The 12,806-nt window shown below is 70.7% G+C and carries 12 protein-coding genes; 7 read left to right on the top strand and 5 right to left on the bottom strand.

Annotation, left to right across the window (positions count from 1 at the left end; genetic code table 11):
• Positions 1-242 precede the first annotated feature (242 nt).
• The 4 genes from hutH to hutU are packed head-to-tail and all read right to left on the bottom strand — an operon-like array spanning position 243 to position 5,753.
• On the bottom strand, positions 243-1,820 hold the full coding sequence (gene hutH / locus APQ99_RS08430; RefSeq protein WP_136361429.1) for a histidine ammonia-lyase: 1,578 nt from the start codon (positions 1,818-1,820) through the stop codon (positions 243-245).
• A complete protein-coding gene (gene hutI, locus APQ99_RS08425; protein ID WP_136361428.1) occupies positions 1,817-3,070 on the bottom strand; it encodes an imidazolonepropionase in 1,254 nt (417 codons plus the stop codon). Before hutI ends, hutH begins: the two co-directional genes overlap by 4 nt.
• Entirely contained in the window at positions 3,067-3,987 is a 921-nt protein-coding gene (gene hutG, locus APQ99_RS08420) for a formimidoylglutamase (RefSeq protein ID WP_136361427.1), read from the bottom strand. The genes hutI and hutG overlap by 4 nt, the downstream gene beginning before the upstream one ends.
• Complete coding sequence (gene hutU, locus APQ99_RS08415; RefSeq protein WP_136361426.1) at positions 3,987-5,753, bottom strand: urocanate hydratase; 1,767 nt, start codon at positions 5,751-5,753, stop codon at positions 3,987-3,989. Before hutU ends, hutG begins: the two co-directional genes overlap by 1 nt.
• An 83-nt stretch (positions 5,754-5,836) precedes the next feature.
• Between hutU and APQ99_RS08410 the strand changes: the two genes are divergently transcribed.
• The 6 genes from APQ99_RS08410 (at position 5,837) to APQ99_RS08385 (ending at position 11,058) form a co-directional block, all read left to right on the top strand.
• Positions 5,837-6,469 (top strand): helix-turn-helix domain-containing protein, encoded by a 633-nt coding sequence (locus APQ99_RS08410; RefSeq protein ID WP_136361425.1) that lies wholly within the window; start codon positions 5,837-5,839, stop codon positions 6,467-6,469.
• A 52-nt stretch (positions 6,470-6,521) separates the two neighbouring features.
• Entirely contained in the window at positions 6,522-6,962 is a 441-nt protein-coding gene (locus APQ99_RS08405) for a hypothetical protein (protein WP_012289291.1), read from the top strand.
• A gap of 65 nt (positions 6,963-7,027) precedes the next feature.
• Positions 7,028-8,323, top strand: a complete 1,296-nt coding sequence (locus APQ99_RS08400) for a 5'-deoxyadenosine deaminase (protein WP_136361424.1) — start codon at positions 7,028-7,030, stop codon at positions 8,321-8,323.
• Positions 8,324-8,427: 104 nt separating this feature from the next.
• Positions 8,428-9,678 (top strand): glutamate dehydrogenase GdhA2, encoded by a 1,251-nt coding sequence (gene gdhA2, locus APQ99_RS08395; RefSeq protein ID WP_010902870.1) that lies wholly within the window; start codon positions 8,428-8,430, stop codon positions 9,676-9,678.
• Positions 9,679-9,721: 43 nt separating this feature from the next.
• Positions 9,722-10,420 carry an HAD family hydrolase gene (locus APQ99_RS08390; protein ID WP_010902869.1) on the top strand — a complete coding sequence of 233 codons (699 nt, stop codon included), beginning with the start codon at positions 9,722-9,724 and terminating at the stop codon, positions 10,418-10,420.
• Positions 10,421-10,422: 2 nt separating this feature from the next.
• Positions 10,423-11,058, top strand: coding sequence for a class II aldolase/adducin family protein (locus APQ99_RS08385; RefSeq protein WP_010902868.1), 636 nt, complete (start codon positions 10,423-10,425; stop codon positions 11,056-11,058).
• Between the two features lie 15 nt (positions 11,059-11,073).
• On the opposite strand, the gene APQ99_RS08380 is transcribed toward APQ99_RS08385, so the two are convergent.
• Complete coding sequence (locus tag APQ99_RS08380) at positions 11,074-11,280, bottom strand: hypothetical protein (protein ID WP_010902867.1); 207 nt, start codon at positions 11,278-11,280, stop codon at positions 11,074-11,076.
• A 136-nt stretch (positions 11,281-11,416) separates the two neighbouring features.
• On the opposite strand from APQ99_RS08380, the gene APQ99_RS08375 reads away from it, so the two are divergent.
• Positions 11,417-12,793, top strand: coding sequence for an NAD(P)/FAD-dependent oxidoreductase (locus APQ99_RS08375; RefSeq protein ID WP_136361423.1), 1,377 nt, complete (start codon positions 11,417-11,419; stop codon positions 12,791-12,793).
• Positions 12,794-12,806 lie beyond the last annotated feature (13 nt).

The raw sequence follows: 12,806 nt of genomic DNA, 5'->3' as shown, positions 1-12,806 counted from the left end.
TCGGGGGCGCACTCGCTGGTGGGTCGTCGAGTCGCCGTCGCGTGGCAGTGAAGTCGGTCAAAAGTGGCCGTGGGCAGCGGCCACCCGATGTCAGAGGCACGTCCACCGGACCTGCAAGCTGACCGGTGAACGTATGTCTGTTGTGCGGCGGACATAGTCAATCTTCCCCCTTCACAGTAAGGTGTGGTTTGTGGTGCCGTGTTAGCGATGTGTACTGCGTGCCCATCGCCGACGGCGCGGGCTTACGCGAGGGGCGCGTCGAGCGCACGCGCAACTGCGTCCTCGACCAGCCCTGCACGGACGAGATCGCCGACAGCAGCCATGTCATCAGCCAGCGCCCGGTCGCCGGCGACCGGCTCGGACACCTCGCGCACGAGGTCGTACGCCGCGGCTGTGCCCGCACCGAGCGCGAGATCCGGATCGAGGAACTCCCGGCCTTGCGCGCCACACAGCAGCTCCACGCCAACCACGGTGGCGGCCTTCTCGACGGCCTCCCGGAAGTTGTACGCCGCCCCCGCGCTCATGCTCACGTGGTCCTCCTGTGCGCCCGACACCGACGCGTTGTCGAGTGTTGGCTGGCCGAGCGACCGCAGGTCGTTGACCAGCGACGCGGCCGTGTACTGCGGGATCATCAGCCCCGAGTGCAGCCCGCTGTCCGGGGCGAGGAACGGCTCCAGGTGTGGCTCCTGGGTTTCGGGGTTGAGCAGGCGGTCGGTGCGGCGCTCGCTGATCGCGGCGAGCTCGGCGAGCGCGCTGGCGGCGTACCCGAGGCGCAGCGCCAACACCTCGCCGTGGAAGTTCCCCCCGGAGACGACCGCCGCCCGGTCGGTGCCACTGGCCCGCGGCCCCACGCGGTCGCCGGCGAACACCAGTGGGTTGTCGGTCGCGCTGTTGAGCTCCGTCGCCACGGCCGCTCGGAGGTGGTCCAGCGCGTCCCGAACGGCCCCGTGGACCTGTGGCAGGCACCGAATCGAGTAGGCGTCCTGCACGCGGTCGCAGTCCCGGTGGTGGTCGAGAACCTCGCTGCCGGCGGTCAGGTTCCTGATGTGTCGCGCGCTCACCGCCTGCCCGTCGTGAGGGCGGACCTCGTGGATCGCGGGGGCACAGCTCGCCGTCGTGGACATCGTCACCTCCGTCGTGAGCGCGCCCGCGGTGTCCGCACTGCGGAGCACGCGCTCGGCGTCCACGAGCGCCAGCGCAGCCACCCCGGTGGTCAGTTGCGTGCCGTTGATCAGCGCGAGCCCCTCTTTGGCCTGCAGCGTCACCGGCTCCAGGTCGGCCGCCGCGAGCGCCTCGGCGGCGGGCATGCGCTCGCCCGCCACGTCGGCCTGCCCCTCGCCGATGAGCACGCGGCTCATGTGTGCCAGCGGCGCGAGGTCGCCGCTCGCACCGAGACTGCCCCGTGACGGCACCACGGGATGGACGCCCTCGTTCAGCAGCCCCACGAGCACGTCCAGGACGCGCTCGCGGATGCCCGAATACCCCTTCGCGAGCGCGTTCAGCCGCGTCACCAGGAGCGCACGCACCGCCGCCGTGTCGAGCTCGCTGCCGGCACCGGCGGCGTGACTACGCACGAGGTTCGCCTGTAGGGCTTCCCGGTCGGCGGCGTCGATGCGAGTGTCGCTCATGGACCCGAAGCCGGTGTTCACGCCGTAGACCGCTTCGTCGCCGCCGAGCACGTCCGCGATGCGGGCTCGCGACTCGCGCACCGCCTCGCGCGCGCCGGCGGCGATGCTGACGGGCGCGTCGTGTCGTGCAACCGCGTCGACGCCTGCCGGGGTCAGCGATTCGCCGTCGATGACGACGCCCTCGGTGGTCACGCCCCACCACCCCCGACGGCGACCGTGCCGTCCGTCAGCACGGCTTCGACGTTGTTCACACCGGGGTTGTACGGCAGGTGTACGTGGCTCGGGGCGTCCACGACGAGCACGTCCCCGTCGGTGCCTTCCCGGAGCGTGCCGGTGCCGTCCTGGCTGCGGTCGAGTGCGCTCGCGGCCCACGCGGTCGCGGCCAGCACCGCGTCCGCGGGCGCCATCCGCATCCCGTTGCACGCCAGGGATACGACGAACCCCATGCTGTGGGTGTAACAGTTCGGGTTCAGGTCTGTGCCGAGCGCGACCGGCGCGCCCGTGCGGTTGTCGGCTGCCGCCAGGAACTGCTGTGGGTCGGCGTACGCTTCGTCCAGCACGAACGCCGTCGCGGGGAGCAACACGGGCGTCACGCCGGCGTCGGCGAGGGCGGCGGCGTCCTCGGGCGTGGCGTGCAGGAGGTGGTCGGCGCTGGTCGCCCCGAGGTCGGCGGCGAGCTGCGCGCCCCCCAGTCGGGTGAACTCCTCGGCGTGAAGCTTCGGCGCGAGTCCGTGCTCGCGGCCGGCATCGAGGATCCGGCGGGACTGCTCGACGGTGAACACGTCCGCCTCACAGAACACGTCGCAGAACCTCGCAGGGCCGTTGGCGGCCGCCGGGAGCTGGTCGGCGATCACCGCGTCGACGTAGGCGTCGGCGTCGGTGTCGTCGGGCACGGCGTGCGCGCCGAGGAACGTGGTCACCACGTCGACGGGGTGCTCGGCGGCGGCGGCCGCGATGGCGTCGAGCATGCGACACTCCGTCTCCGTGTCCAGCCCGTAGCCGGTCTTCACCTCGGCGGTCGTGGTGCCGTGGGCGAGCATCACGTCGAGTTGCGCGGTGAGGTTCGCCACCAGGGCGGCGTCGCTGGCCGCGCGCACGGCGTCAACCGTCCGGAGGATGCCACCGCCCTCGGCGAGGATCTCCTGGTAGGGCTTGCCGCGGAGCTTCGCGGCGAACTCGTCGCTGCGGTCGCCCGCGAACAGGGCGTGCGTGTGCGGGTCAACGAACCCAGGGAGCACGGTCTTCCCGGTGGCGTCGATCGCCGTGGTGGCGTTCTCGGCGGGGTACGCCGCGAGCACGTCCGCGGTGTCCCCGACCGCGGCGACCGCGCCGTCGACGACCGCAACCGCGCCGTCGGCGTGCGTTTCGAGCGTGCTCCCACCCGCAGCGGGGCCGACGACCAACTCGCGCGCGCCGTGCACGACCGCGTCGAGGCTGCTCATTGCGCCCCCGCGAGGAAATGCGCGATCGTCCGTGCGGCGGCGTCGACGGTCCGCCCGCCGGTGTCGAGGGTGGGTGCCGTTTCGACGAGTTCGAACCCGCGGATGCGGTCGTCGCTGGCGGCCAACGCCTCCACCAGCGCGAACAGCTCCCGGGGCTGGATGCCGCCCGGTGTCGGCGCGCTCGCACCCGGGTAGGCGGCGTCGAGCACGTCGATGTCCACGCTCACGTAGACGTGATCCACGCCGTCGAGGGCCTCGCGCGCGACGTCCAGGCTGCCGTCGCGGTCAGCGGCGACGGCGTCGCTCGTGACGATGCGGCCGCCCTGCTCGCGAAGGAACTCGGCGTACACGGTGGTGGTTTCGAAGTGGCGCCCGCCGACGACAGCGAGCGCGTCCAGCCCGGCGTCGAACAGCTGTCGGTACGGCGTCCCGCTGGTCGGGCCACGGTCACCGACCGCCCGGCAGTCGAGGTGCGCGTCGACGCTCACGACACCAACCGCGCCGTTGTCCGCCGCGACGAGGGGCGCGACGTTCGCGTACGACAGGGAGTTGTCGCCGCCGACGAACACCGGCAGCGCCGCCGTTTCGTGGACCTCGGCGGCGGCTTCGCGGACCGCCGCCTGTGTGTCGGCCACGTCGCCGTCGGGGAGCACGACGTCACCGAGGTCCGCCACCCCGGAGACGGCCCCCGCGTCGAAATGGTGGGTTTTCACGCCCGCCAGCGACTCCCGGATCGCGGACGGCCCGTCGCGCGCCCCCCGACGGCCGATCACCGCGCCGTCGTACGGCTCGCCGACGAGGACGGCGTCGTAGTCGTCGGCGTCACTGGGTGTCGGGACCGGCTCGACGACGCCCCCGAACTGCTCGTCCCGGGGATCGGTGCTCGTGGGCGCCCAGTCGGTCGCGTCCTGGAACATCACTGCTCACGCTCCGCGTCCCGCATCGGAACGGTGACGCCGGACGCGTCCGCCTCCACGAGCGCGTCCGCGTAGCCGGCGTCGGCGTGCCGGATCACGCCCATCCCGGGGTCGGTGGTGAACACCCGCCGCGCCGTCTCGGCGGCGGCGTCCGAGCCGTCGAGCACCACGTGGTTGTTGGTGTGCAGTGAGTTTCCGATCCCCACACCGCCGCCGTTGTGGACGCTGACGATGTCGGCGCCCGCCGCCGTGTTGAGGAGTGCGTTCAGGATCGGCCAGTCGGCGACGGCGTCCGTGCCGTCCCGCATGGCCTCGGTTTCGCGGTTGGGGCTGGCGACGCTGCCGGCGTCGAGGTGGTCGCGGGTGACGACGATCGGGGCCTCGATCTCGCCGCTATCGACGAGCTCGTTGATCCGAACCGCGAACCGGGCGCGCTCGGTGAGGCCGTCGTCCGCGGCGCAGTAGCCAAGCCAGCACACCCGACTGGGCAACCCCTGGAACTGGACGTGTTCCTGCGCGAGGTCGATCCACCGGTGCAGGTCGTCTTTCTCCGGGAACAGCTCCGTGACGGCCCGGTCAGTGCGGTGGATGTCAGCGGGGTTCCCGGACAGCGCCACCCACCGGAACGGCCCCTTCCCGCGGCAGAACAGCGGCCGGATGTACGCCGGCACGAACCCCGGGAAGTCGAACGGGTCGTGGGACTCCCCCGCGGTTGTCGTCACGTCACCGCGGTGGGCGGCGACCTGCCCACGGATGTTGTTCCCGTACTCGAAGGCGACCGCGCCCGCGTCCTGCATCGCGAGGACGGCGGCGACGTGGCGCGCCATCGTGTCCATCGACGCCTCGCGGTACGCGTCGGGGTCCTCCTCCCGCAGCTCGTCGGCGTCCGCGACGGTGTACCCGCTCGGGTAGTAGCCCGCCAGTTCGTCGTGCGCGCTCGTCTGGTCGGTGACCACGTCCGGCACGAAGTCGCGGTCGAGCATCCCCTCCAGCACGTCCGCGGCGTTGCCGTGAACGCCGACGCTGTAGGGGTCGCCCGCCTCCGCGGCTGCTGTCGCGCGCTCGATGGCCTCGCCGAGGTCGTCGGTTCTCTCCATGCAGTAGCCGGTCTCGATGCGGCGGTCGATGCGGGCCTCGTCGACCTCGGCGGCGATGCAGACGCCGTGGTTCATCGTGACCGCCAGCGGCTGCGCGCCACCCATCCCTCCGAGGCCGGCGGTCGCGACGATCTTCCCGCGGAGGCCGTCGTTGTCGGGGTAGTGGTCGCGGGCCAGCTCCGCCAGCGTCTCGAAGGTGCCCTGGATGATCCCCTGCGTGCCGATGTACGCCCACGAGCCCGCGGTCATCTGGCCGTACATGATCTTGCCCTCGGCCTCCAGTTCGTGGAACTGCTCCCAGTCGGCCCAGTTGCCGACCAGGTTCGAGTTCGCGATGAGCACGCTGGGCGCGCGCTCGTGGGTTTCGAAGACCCCCACCGGTTTCCCGGACTGCACGAGCAGCGTCTCGGCGTCCGCAAGCGTTCGGAGTTCGTCGAGGATGGCGTCGTAGGCGTCCCACGACCGGGCGGCCCGTCCGGTGCCGCCGTAGACAACGAGGTTCTCGGGGTCCTCTGCCACCTCGGGGTCGAGGTTGTTGTTCAGCATGCGCAACGCGGCTTCCTGTCGCCAGCCCTCGCACTCGATGTCGGTGCCGGTCGGCGCGCCCCGATAGGCCTGCCACTCGGCGGACGGCTCGCTCGTCTCCGCCGCCGCGCTTGGTGTGTCCATACAGCACACTCGGCGCGCGTGATCATGACGCTACACCCGCCACTAGACGGGTCGTTTATGGGTGGTCGCTGTGGGCTGGGCGTATGCAGCAAGCGACGCTCCGGCTCGCCGGGTCCGGGAGCGCGTACGCCGCCGCCACCGCAAACACCGACGCGCGCATGCAGTTGTGGTGCAACGACCACTGCGACCTCCTGGAGATCAGCGGCGGCGGTGTGGCGCGCGTGCTCGCCGCCGTCGACGCCCGCGTCGGCATCCGCGATCGCGTCACCGAAGGCGACACCACGGTTGCTGTGACCGAGGCGTGCCTGCGCGCGGCGACCGCCGATGGCGTTGAGGACACGCTCGCCGCCCACGGCTGCCTGCTCGTGCCACCGCTGACCTACGATGACGGCCAGAAACACCTCCAGGTGCTCGCGCTTTCGCCGGCGGCGCTCACCGACGTGTACCACGCCCTGCGCGCGGACTACGAGATCACGGTTGCGGACAAACGCGAGGTGAGCGCGCCCGCTAGCGCGGCCCCAGGCACCCAGGCGGCCGATCTGACAGCCCGCCAGGCCGCCGTGCTCCGTGCTGCCGTCGACGCCGGCTACTACGAGCGACCCCGCGAAACCACCACCGCCGCCCTCGCCGACCGGTTCGACATCGCGCGGTCCACGCTCGAAGAACACCTGCGGCGCGCCGAGGGGAAGCTCGCGCGGGCCGCCGTCCGCGACTAACGGCGGGCCCGATACCACAACACTTCTGCGGCCCGCACACCCAGCCCGGTGTGTGCGTCGATTCGCTGGCGTGGTTCTCGGCGGCGTGCTCGCGCAGGCCGCCATTCTCGGAACGTTCGGCCAGCTCAGCCCCCACCACCCGGGCGCGGTGGTGGTGGCGTTCCGCGTGAGCACCACCGGCCTCATCGGCGGCTACGTCGCGGCCGCGCTCGGTACACACCACCCCCTGCGGACCGCGACTGCGGCGGGCGCCAGCGCCGGTGTCGGTGTCGGCGTGGCGTTCTGGTGGACGGTGCTGTACGGCGACACCGTGGGCGTGTTCCACCAACTCCACTACGTGCTCGCGACCGCGCCGATCCCTGGCCGGCTGGTGCGCACCGCACCCCGGGCGGTCGCCGCGGGCGCGGCGCTGCTCGTCGCCGCGGCGTTCACCGCCGGGGGGTACCTGGGTGGCTGGATGGTGGCGACGACGCGGGCGGCACGCCGGGACTGACGCGGCCGCGACCACCACCCGAATCACAACGCCTTAGCGTGCGCGGCGGCGTACGCTGTGAGGGAATGACGCTACTGACCGCCGACACCGTAGTGCAGGACGCGGACCGCGTGCTCCAGGACGGAGCCGTGGTGGTTGTTGACGACCGGATCACGGCGGTCGGCGACCGCGCCGCGCTGGCGGACGCCTACCCCGACCACGAGCGGATCGACGTGGACGTGCTCGCGCCCGGGCTGGTGGGTGCCCACGTGCATTCGGTGCAGAGCCTCGGCCGCGGGATCGCTGACGACCAGGAGCTGCTGGACTGGCTGTTCGACCACGTGCTCCCGATGGAGGCGGGGCTGGACGCCGCCGAAATGCGGGCGGCGGCCGACCTGGCGTACCTGGAGTTCGTCGAATCCGGCACCACCGGCGTCGTCGATCACCTCTCGGTCGATCACGCCGGCGAGGCGTTCGGGGCGGCCGCCGACAGCGGCGTGCGCGCGCGCCTCGGGAAGGTGCTCATGGACAAGGACTCCCCGGACGGCCTCCAGGAGGACACCGACGCGGCGCTCGCCGAGACGGAGGCGCTCATCCGCGAGTGGGACGGCGCTTGTGACGGGCGCATCCAGTACGCGATCACCCCGCGGTTTGCGGTCTCGTGTACGGAAGCGTGTCTGCGTGGCTGCCGCGCGCTCGCGGACGAGTACGGCGTTCGCATCCACACGCACGCAAGCGAAAACCAGGGCGAGATCGAGACCGTCGAAGCCGAGACCGGCAAGCGCAACATCCACTGGCTGGACGACGTCGGGTTGACCGGCGAGGACGTGGTGCTTGCACACTGCGTGTGGACCGACGACAGCGAGCGCGCGCTGCTCGCGGAGACGGGCACGCACGTCACGCACTGTCCGTCCTCGAACATGAAACTGGCCTCGGGCGTCGCGCCCGTCGCGGACTACCGCGAGCGCGGGATCAACGTCGCGCTCGGTACCGACGGCCCGCCGTGCAACAACACCCTCGACGGGTTCGCGGAGATGCGCCAGGCCAGCCTCCTGGGGAAAGTCGACGCCCTCGATCCGACCGCGCTGCCCGCCCGCAGCGTCTTCGAGATGGCGACGCGCAACGGCGCGAAGGCCGCGGGCTTCGAGAACGTGGGGCGGATCGCGGAGGGATGGACGGCGGACCTCGTGGGCCTCAGCACCGACGCCGCGCGCTCGACGCCGATCCACGACCCGTACTCCCATCTGGTGTACGCCGCCCACGGCGACGACGTGACGCTCACGATGGTTGCTGGCGACGTGCTCTACCGGGACGGCGCCCACGTCCGGATGGACGCCCCCGCGATCCGGGAGCGCGCCCGCGAGTTCGCCGCCGAACTCTGACCCGCCGGCCGCCCGGGCCGACACGCAGCGTTGCGGTATGGCTGCCCGTGCCACACCCGTTCCAAGCCGAGACGTACTTCAACCACGACAGATTTTGCGGGGACATGACCGAGAGTGGTCCGCTGGAGAATATGCTCGCGCAGATGGAGCAGGCGCGCGAGTACGTTGACATCGACGACGGCATCTACGAGCGACTGAAGTCCCCCGAGCGAACGCTGTCCGTCAGTCTCCCGGTGCGCATGGACGACGGCAGCGTGGAAGTGTTCGACGCCTACCGCTGCCAGTTCGACAGCGCACGCGGCCCCTACAAGGGCGGCATCCGCTACCACCCGACCGTCTCCGAGGAAGAGGTGTCCGCGCTGGCCGGCTGGATGACCTGGAAGACCGCGCTCGTCGACCTGCCGTTCGGCGGCGCGAAGGGGGGCATCGTCTGCAACCCCAAGGAGCTCTCGGACAACGAGATCGAGCAGCTCACCCGCCGCTACACCGAGGGCATCCGCCGGATGATCGGCCCGGAGACGGACATCCCCGCGCCCGACATGAACACCGACCCCCGCACGATGGCGTGGGTCATGGACACCTACTCCGTCTACCAGGGGTACGCGGTTCCGGAAGTCGTCACCGGCAAACCCCCGGAGATCGGCGGCACCGACGGCCGCGTGGAGGCCACCGGCCGCGGCGTCTCCATCATCACCGAGGAGACCTTCGAATACTTCGACACCGACATCCAGGACGCCGACGTGGCGATCCAGGGCTTCGGAAACGTCGGCAGCGTCACGGCCGATCTGCTCTCCGAGCGCGGCGCGAACATCGTCGCCGTCTCGGACGTGACCGGCGCGATCCACGACCCAACCGGGCTCGACATCGCCGACGTGCAGGCGTACGCTGACGCCAACGGCGGCCGCCTGGAGGGGTACGACGCCGAACCCATCTCCAACGACGACCTCCTCACGCTGGACGTCGACGCCCTGATCCCCGCCGCGATCGAGGACGTCATCACCGTCGACGTGGCCGAACGCCTCGCGGCCGACGTGATCGTGGAAGCCGCCAACGGCCCGACGACCTTCGACGCCGCCCAAGTCCTCAGCGACCGCGGCGTCCCCGTCGTCCCGGACATCCTCGCGAACGCCGGCGGCGTCATCGTCTCGTACCTCGAATGGGTGCAGAACAGCCAGCAGTACTCCTGGGACGTCGAGGAGGTCAACCGCGACCTCCGACAGCGGCTCACGGGTGCCTTCGACGAGATGCTGGTGGCCTACGAGGACCGCAACATCCCGACGCTGCGCACCGCCGCCTACACCATCGCCTTGGAGCGCAGCGCGGACGCCCACGAGTTCCGCGGGCTGTTCCCGTAACCCAACCCGAGGAGTTAACCCCGCTGCCCTCACAGCCCGGGGCATGAGCCACGAGGCGGTGTTCGTCGACCTCGACAACACCCTCTACCCCTACCAGCCGTGCAACGAGGCGGGCCAACAGGCGGCCTGGGAGACAGCCACCGACCGCGGCTACGACGTCTCGCGGGCGGCGTTCGAATCGCTGTACTCCCGGGCGCGCGCCGCGGTCAAACGCGAGGTTTCCGAAACCGCAAGCGCCCACGACCGCGGCCTCTACTTCAAGCGCGCGATCGAACTGCAGGCGGGCACCCCCAACGCGGCCGACGCGCTGGCGCTGGCCGACGCCTACTGGGACGCCTACATCGACGCGCTGTCGCTTTTCGACGGCGTTCGGGAGACACTAGACCGCCTCCGTGACGCCGGCCTGGACGTGGCTGTGGTGACGAACCTGACGACGCGCGTGCAGCTGCGGAAGCTCGCGGCCACGGGGCTGGCCGACCGCGTCGACTGCGTGCTCACCAGCCAGGAAGTCGGTCGCGAGAAACCCGCGAGCGTGATGTTCACCGTGCCGCTGGCACGCCTCGGTGTCGCACCCGCGGACGCAGTGATGGTCGGCGACTCGGTGGCGTCGGACGTCGTGGGCGCGAACGGCGTCGGGCTGACGAGCGTGCTGTGCAACAACGACCGCACGGGGCTGACCGGCCGCGAATCGCCCGACCACAGGATTGAATCGTTCCGGGACGTAACGGACGTGGTACTGTAACCATGCTCGCCCGTGAACGCGTCGACGTGGTGGACTACGCACCGGCACTGAGTGACCTCACGCCCGGCCGCACCGGGAACCTGAGCGTTCGCGACGGCGACCGGTTCGCCGCGACGCCGACCGGCGTCCCCTACGACGGCTTCGACGCCAGCGACGTGCCCGTGGTCACCCTCGACGGTGACGTGGTCGCCGGCGAGATGACGCCCACCAGCGAGGTCCCGATGCACACGGGCATCTACCAGCGCCTTGACGCGGGCGCGATCGTGCACACGCACTCGCCGTGGGCGTCCACACTGGCGGTGCTGGGCGACGAACTCCCCCCGATCCACTACATGATCACGGCGGTCGGGCGGCGCGTCCCGGTCGCGGAGTACGCGCCCTACGGCTCCGACGATCTGGCCGAACTCGTCGTCACGGAGATGGCCGACGCGGACAGCGACGCCTGCATCCTCGCCCACCACGGCCTCGTCGTCGTCGGCGACGATCTGGCCGACGCCGTCGAGAACACCATCCACGTCGAGGAGCTGTGCAAGGTGTATCTGCGGGCGCGCCGCCACGGCGACCCGGACACGCTCACCGACGACCAACTGGCCGCCGTCGAGCGCCGGTTCCAGTCCTACGGGCAGGGCGGCGACTGAGCCACCGTCCGCGGCTCACAGCGCCCGGTTCGCGAAATGCGTGAGCGTCAGCATCGCGACCACGAGCATCCCGAAGCCGGCAACCGCGAACCACGCCGACGCGATCCGCGGGGACGCAGTCACGTCGGGCGCGCCCACCCACACGGCCCCGCCCGTGGTCGCCGTCACCAGCCCGTAGACGTACGCCCGGATGCATTCGTAGCCCACTCCCACCACGTCCATGTCTCGCTGTCGTGTTCGACTGGCTATATTTGTTCGGGTGTTTCTCACGCCCGCTCACACAGTGTGTTGTGGTGAACGCCCGCACACGAGCCCGAAACTCGAAGTACTATAACAGCGGCGCGGTGACCATAGAGACATGACTGACGTGGATGTCGCCGTGGTTGGTGGTGGGCCAGCGGGGTCGACCGCTGCGTACGCGGCCGCCGACGAAGGCGCTGACGCCGTCGTCTACGAGAAGGGCGTGCCCCGAAGTGACCGCGACCGCCTCGGCCCCGACTCGACGGACGCAGCCGGCTTCCTGGATTACTGGCTGGACGTCGCCGGCCTCGATGTCGCGGACATCCCCGACGACGTGATCGAACACGACCTGGCCGACGCCGAGTTCATCGGACCCACCGAGCGCGTGACCGTCGACCGGACCGGCATCGACAACGACTACGACGCCTTCGGGTTCACCTTCCATCGCGCCCGCTTCGACGACTGGCTCCGGGATCGCGCCGAGGCCGCCGGCGCGCGCTACGAGGCCGGCACCACGGTGAAGACGGTGGACTCACACATCGACGGTGACGGCCACGAGCACACCCTCCACCTCGGTGGTGGGGAGACGGTCACCACCGAGTATCTCGTGCTCGCCGACGGCCCCCAGCGTCAGATCACCATGCGCGTCCTCGACCCCCTGTTGCCCGCGGACACGCAGGCCAGCACGGTGCTCAGCCCGCCGGACGCCAACCACATCGCGTACCAGGAGTACCGCCAGTTCCCGGACGACGTCTTCGACGACGCCTCCCTGAAGTTCTGGTGGGGATGGATGCCCGGCGAGACCGCCTACCCCTGGGTGTTCCCGAACCAGGGCAACGTCGCCCGGGTCGGACTGACGATGCCCATCGGCCTGGACATCGCCGACTTCGACCCCGACGACTGGCGGCTGCTGCGCGCGGACGACGACAAGATCCCGTCCGGCAGCGAGTACATCCACCGCTTCCTCACCGAGGTGTACGGCGACGAGTACGACATCGACACGGCGTTCCCGATCGTCGACGACCACGGCAAAGCCGGCGGCACGGAAACCTACCCGATCTCGTCGACGCAACCCATCGAATCACCGGTCGAGGCGGGCATCGCCGTCACCGGCGGCGCGATGGGCGCGACCTCGGCGTTCCACGAGGGCGGCGACCACGTCGCCCACCGGACGGGCCTGCTTGCCGGGCGGCTGGCGGCCACGGAGAGCCTCGAGGAGTACAACGACGCCTGGCACGACGCCATCGGCGACGAGGTGAAACGCAACGTCGCAATGGCGAACATCGTCGGGTCGTTCGGCCCCGACGACTGGGACGACACGATCCGCATCACGCGATCGATGCTGGACGCCACCGACACCGGCAGCGTCATCTCCAAGTCCAGTGCGCGCTCGGCCGCCGGCGGGCTCAAGCTCTACGGCAAATACCGGAAAGCGAAGTTCGGGCTGCGCAACGGCCGCTACGTGAGTCTGCACGCGTCGGATTACTCGCTGTAACGGCGTGATGTCG

This window comes from Halobacterium salinarum DSM 3754 (genome assembly GCF_008124605.1).
Taxonomy (GTDB): Archaea; Halobacteriota; Halobacteria; order Halobacteriales; family Halobacteriaceae; genus Halobacterium; species Halobacterium salinarum.
This window is presented reverse-complemented; position numbering and strand designations above follow the sequence as displayed.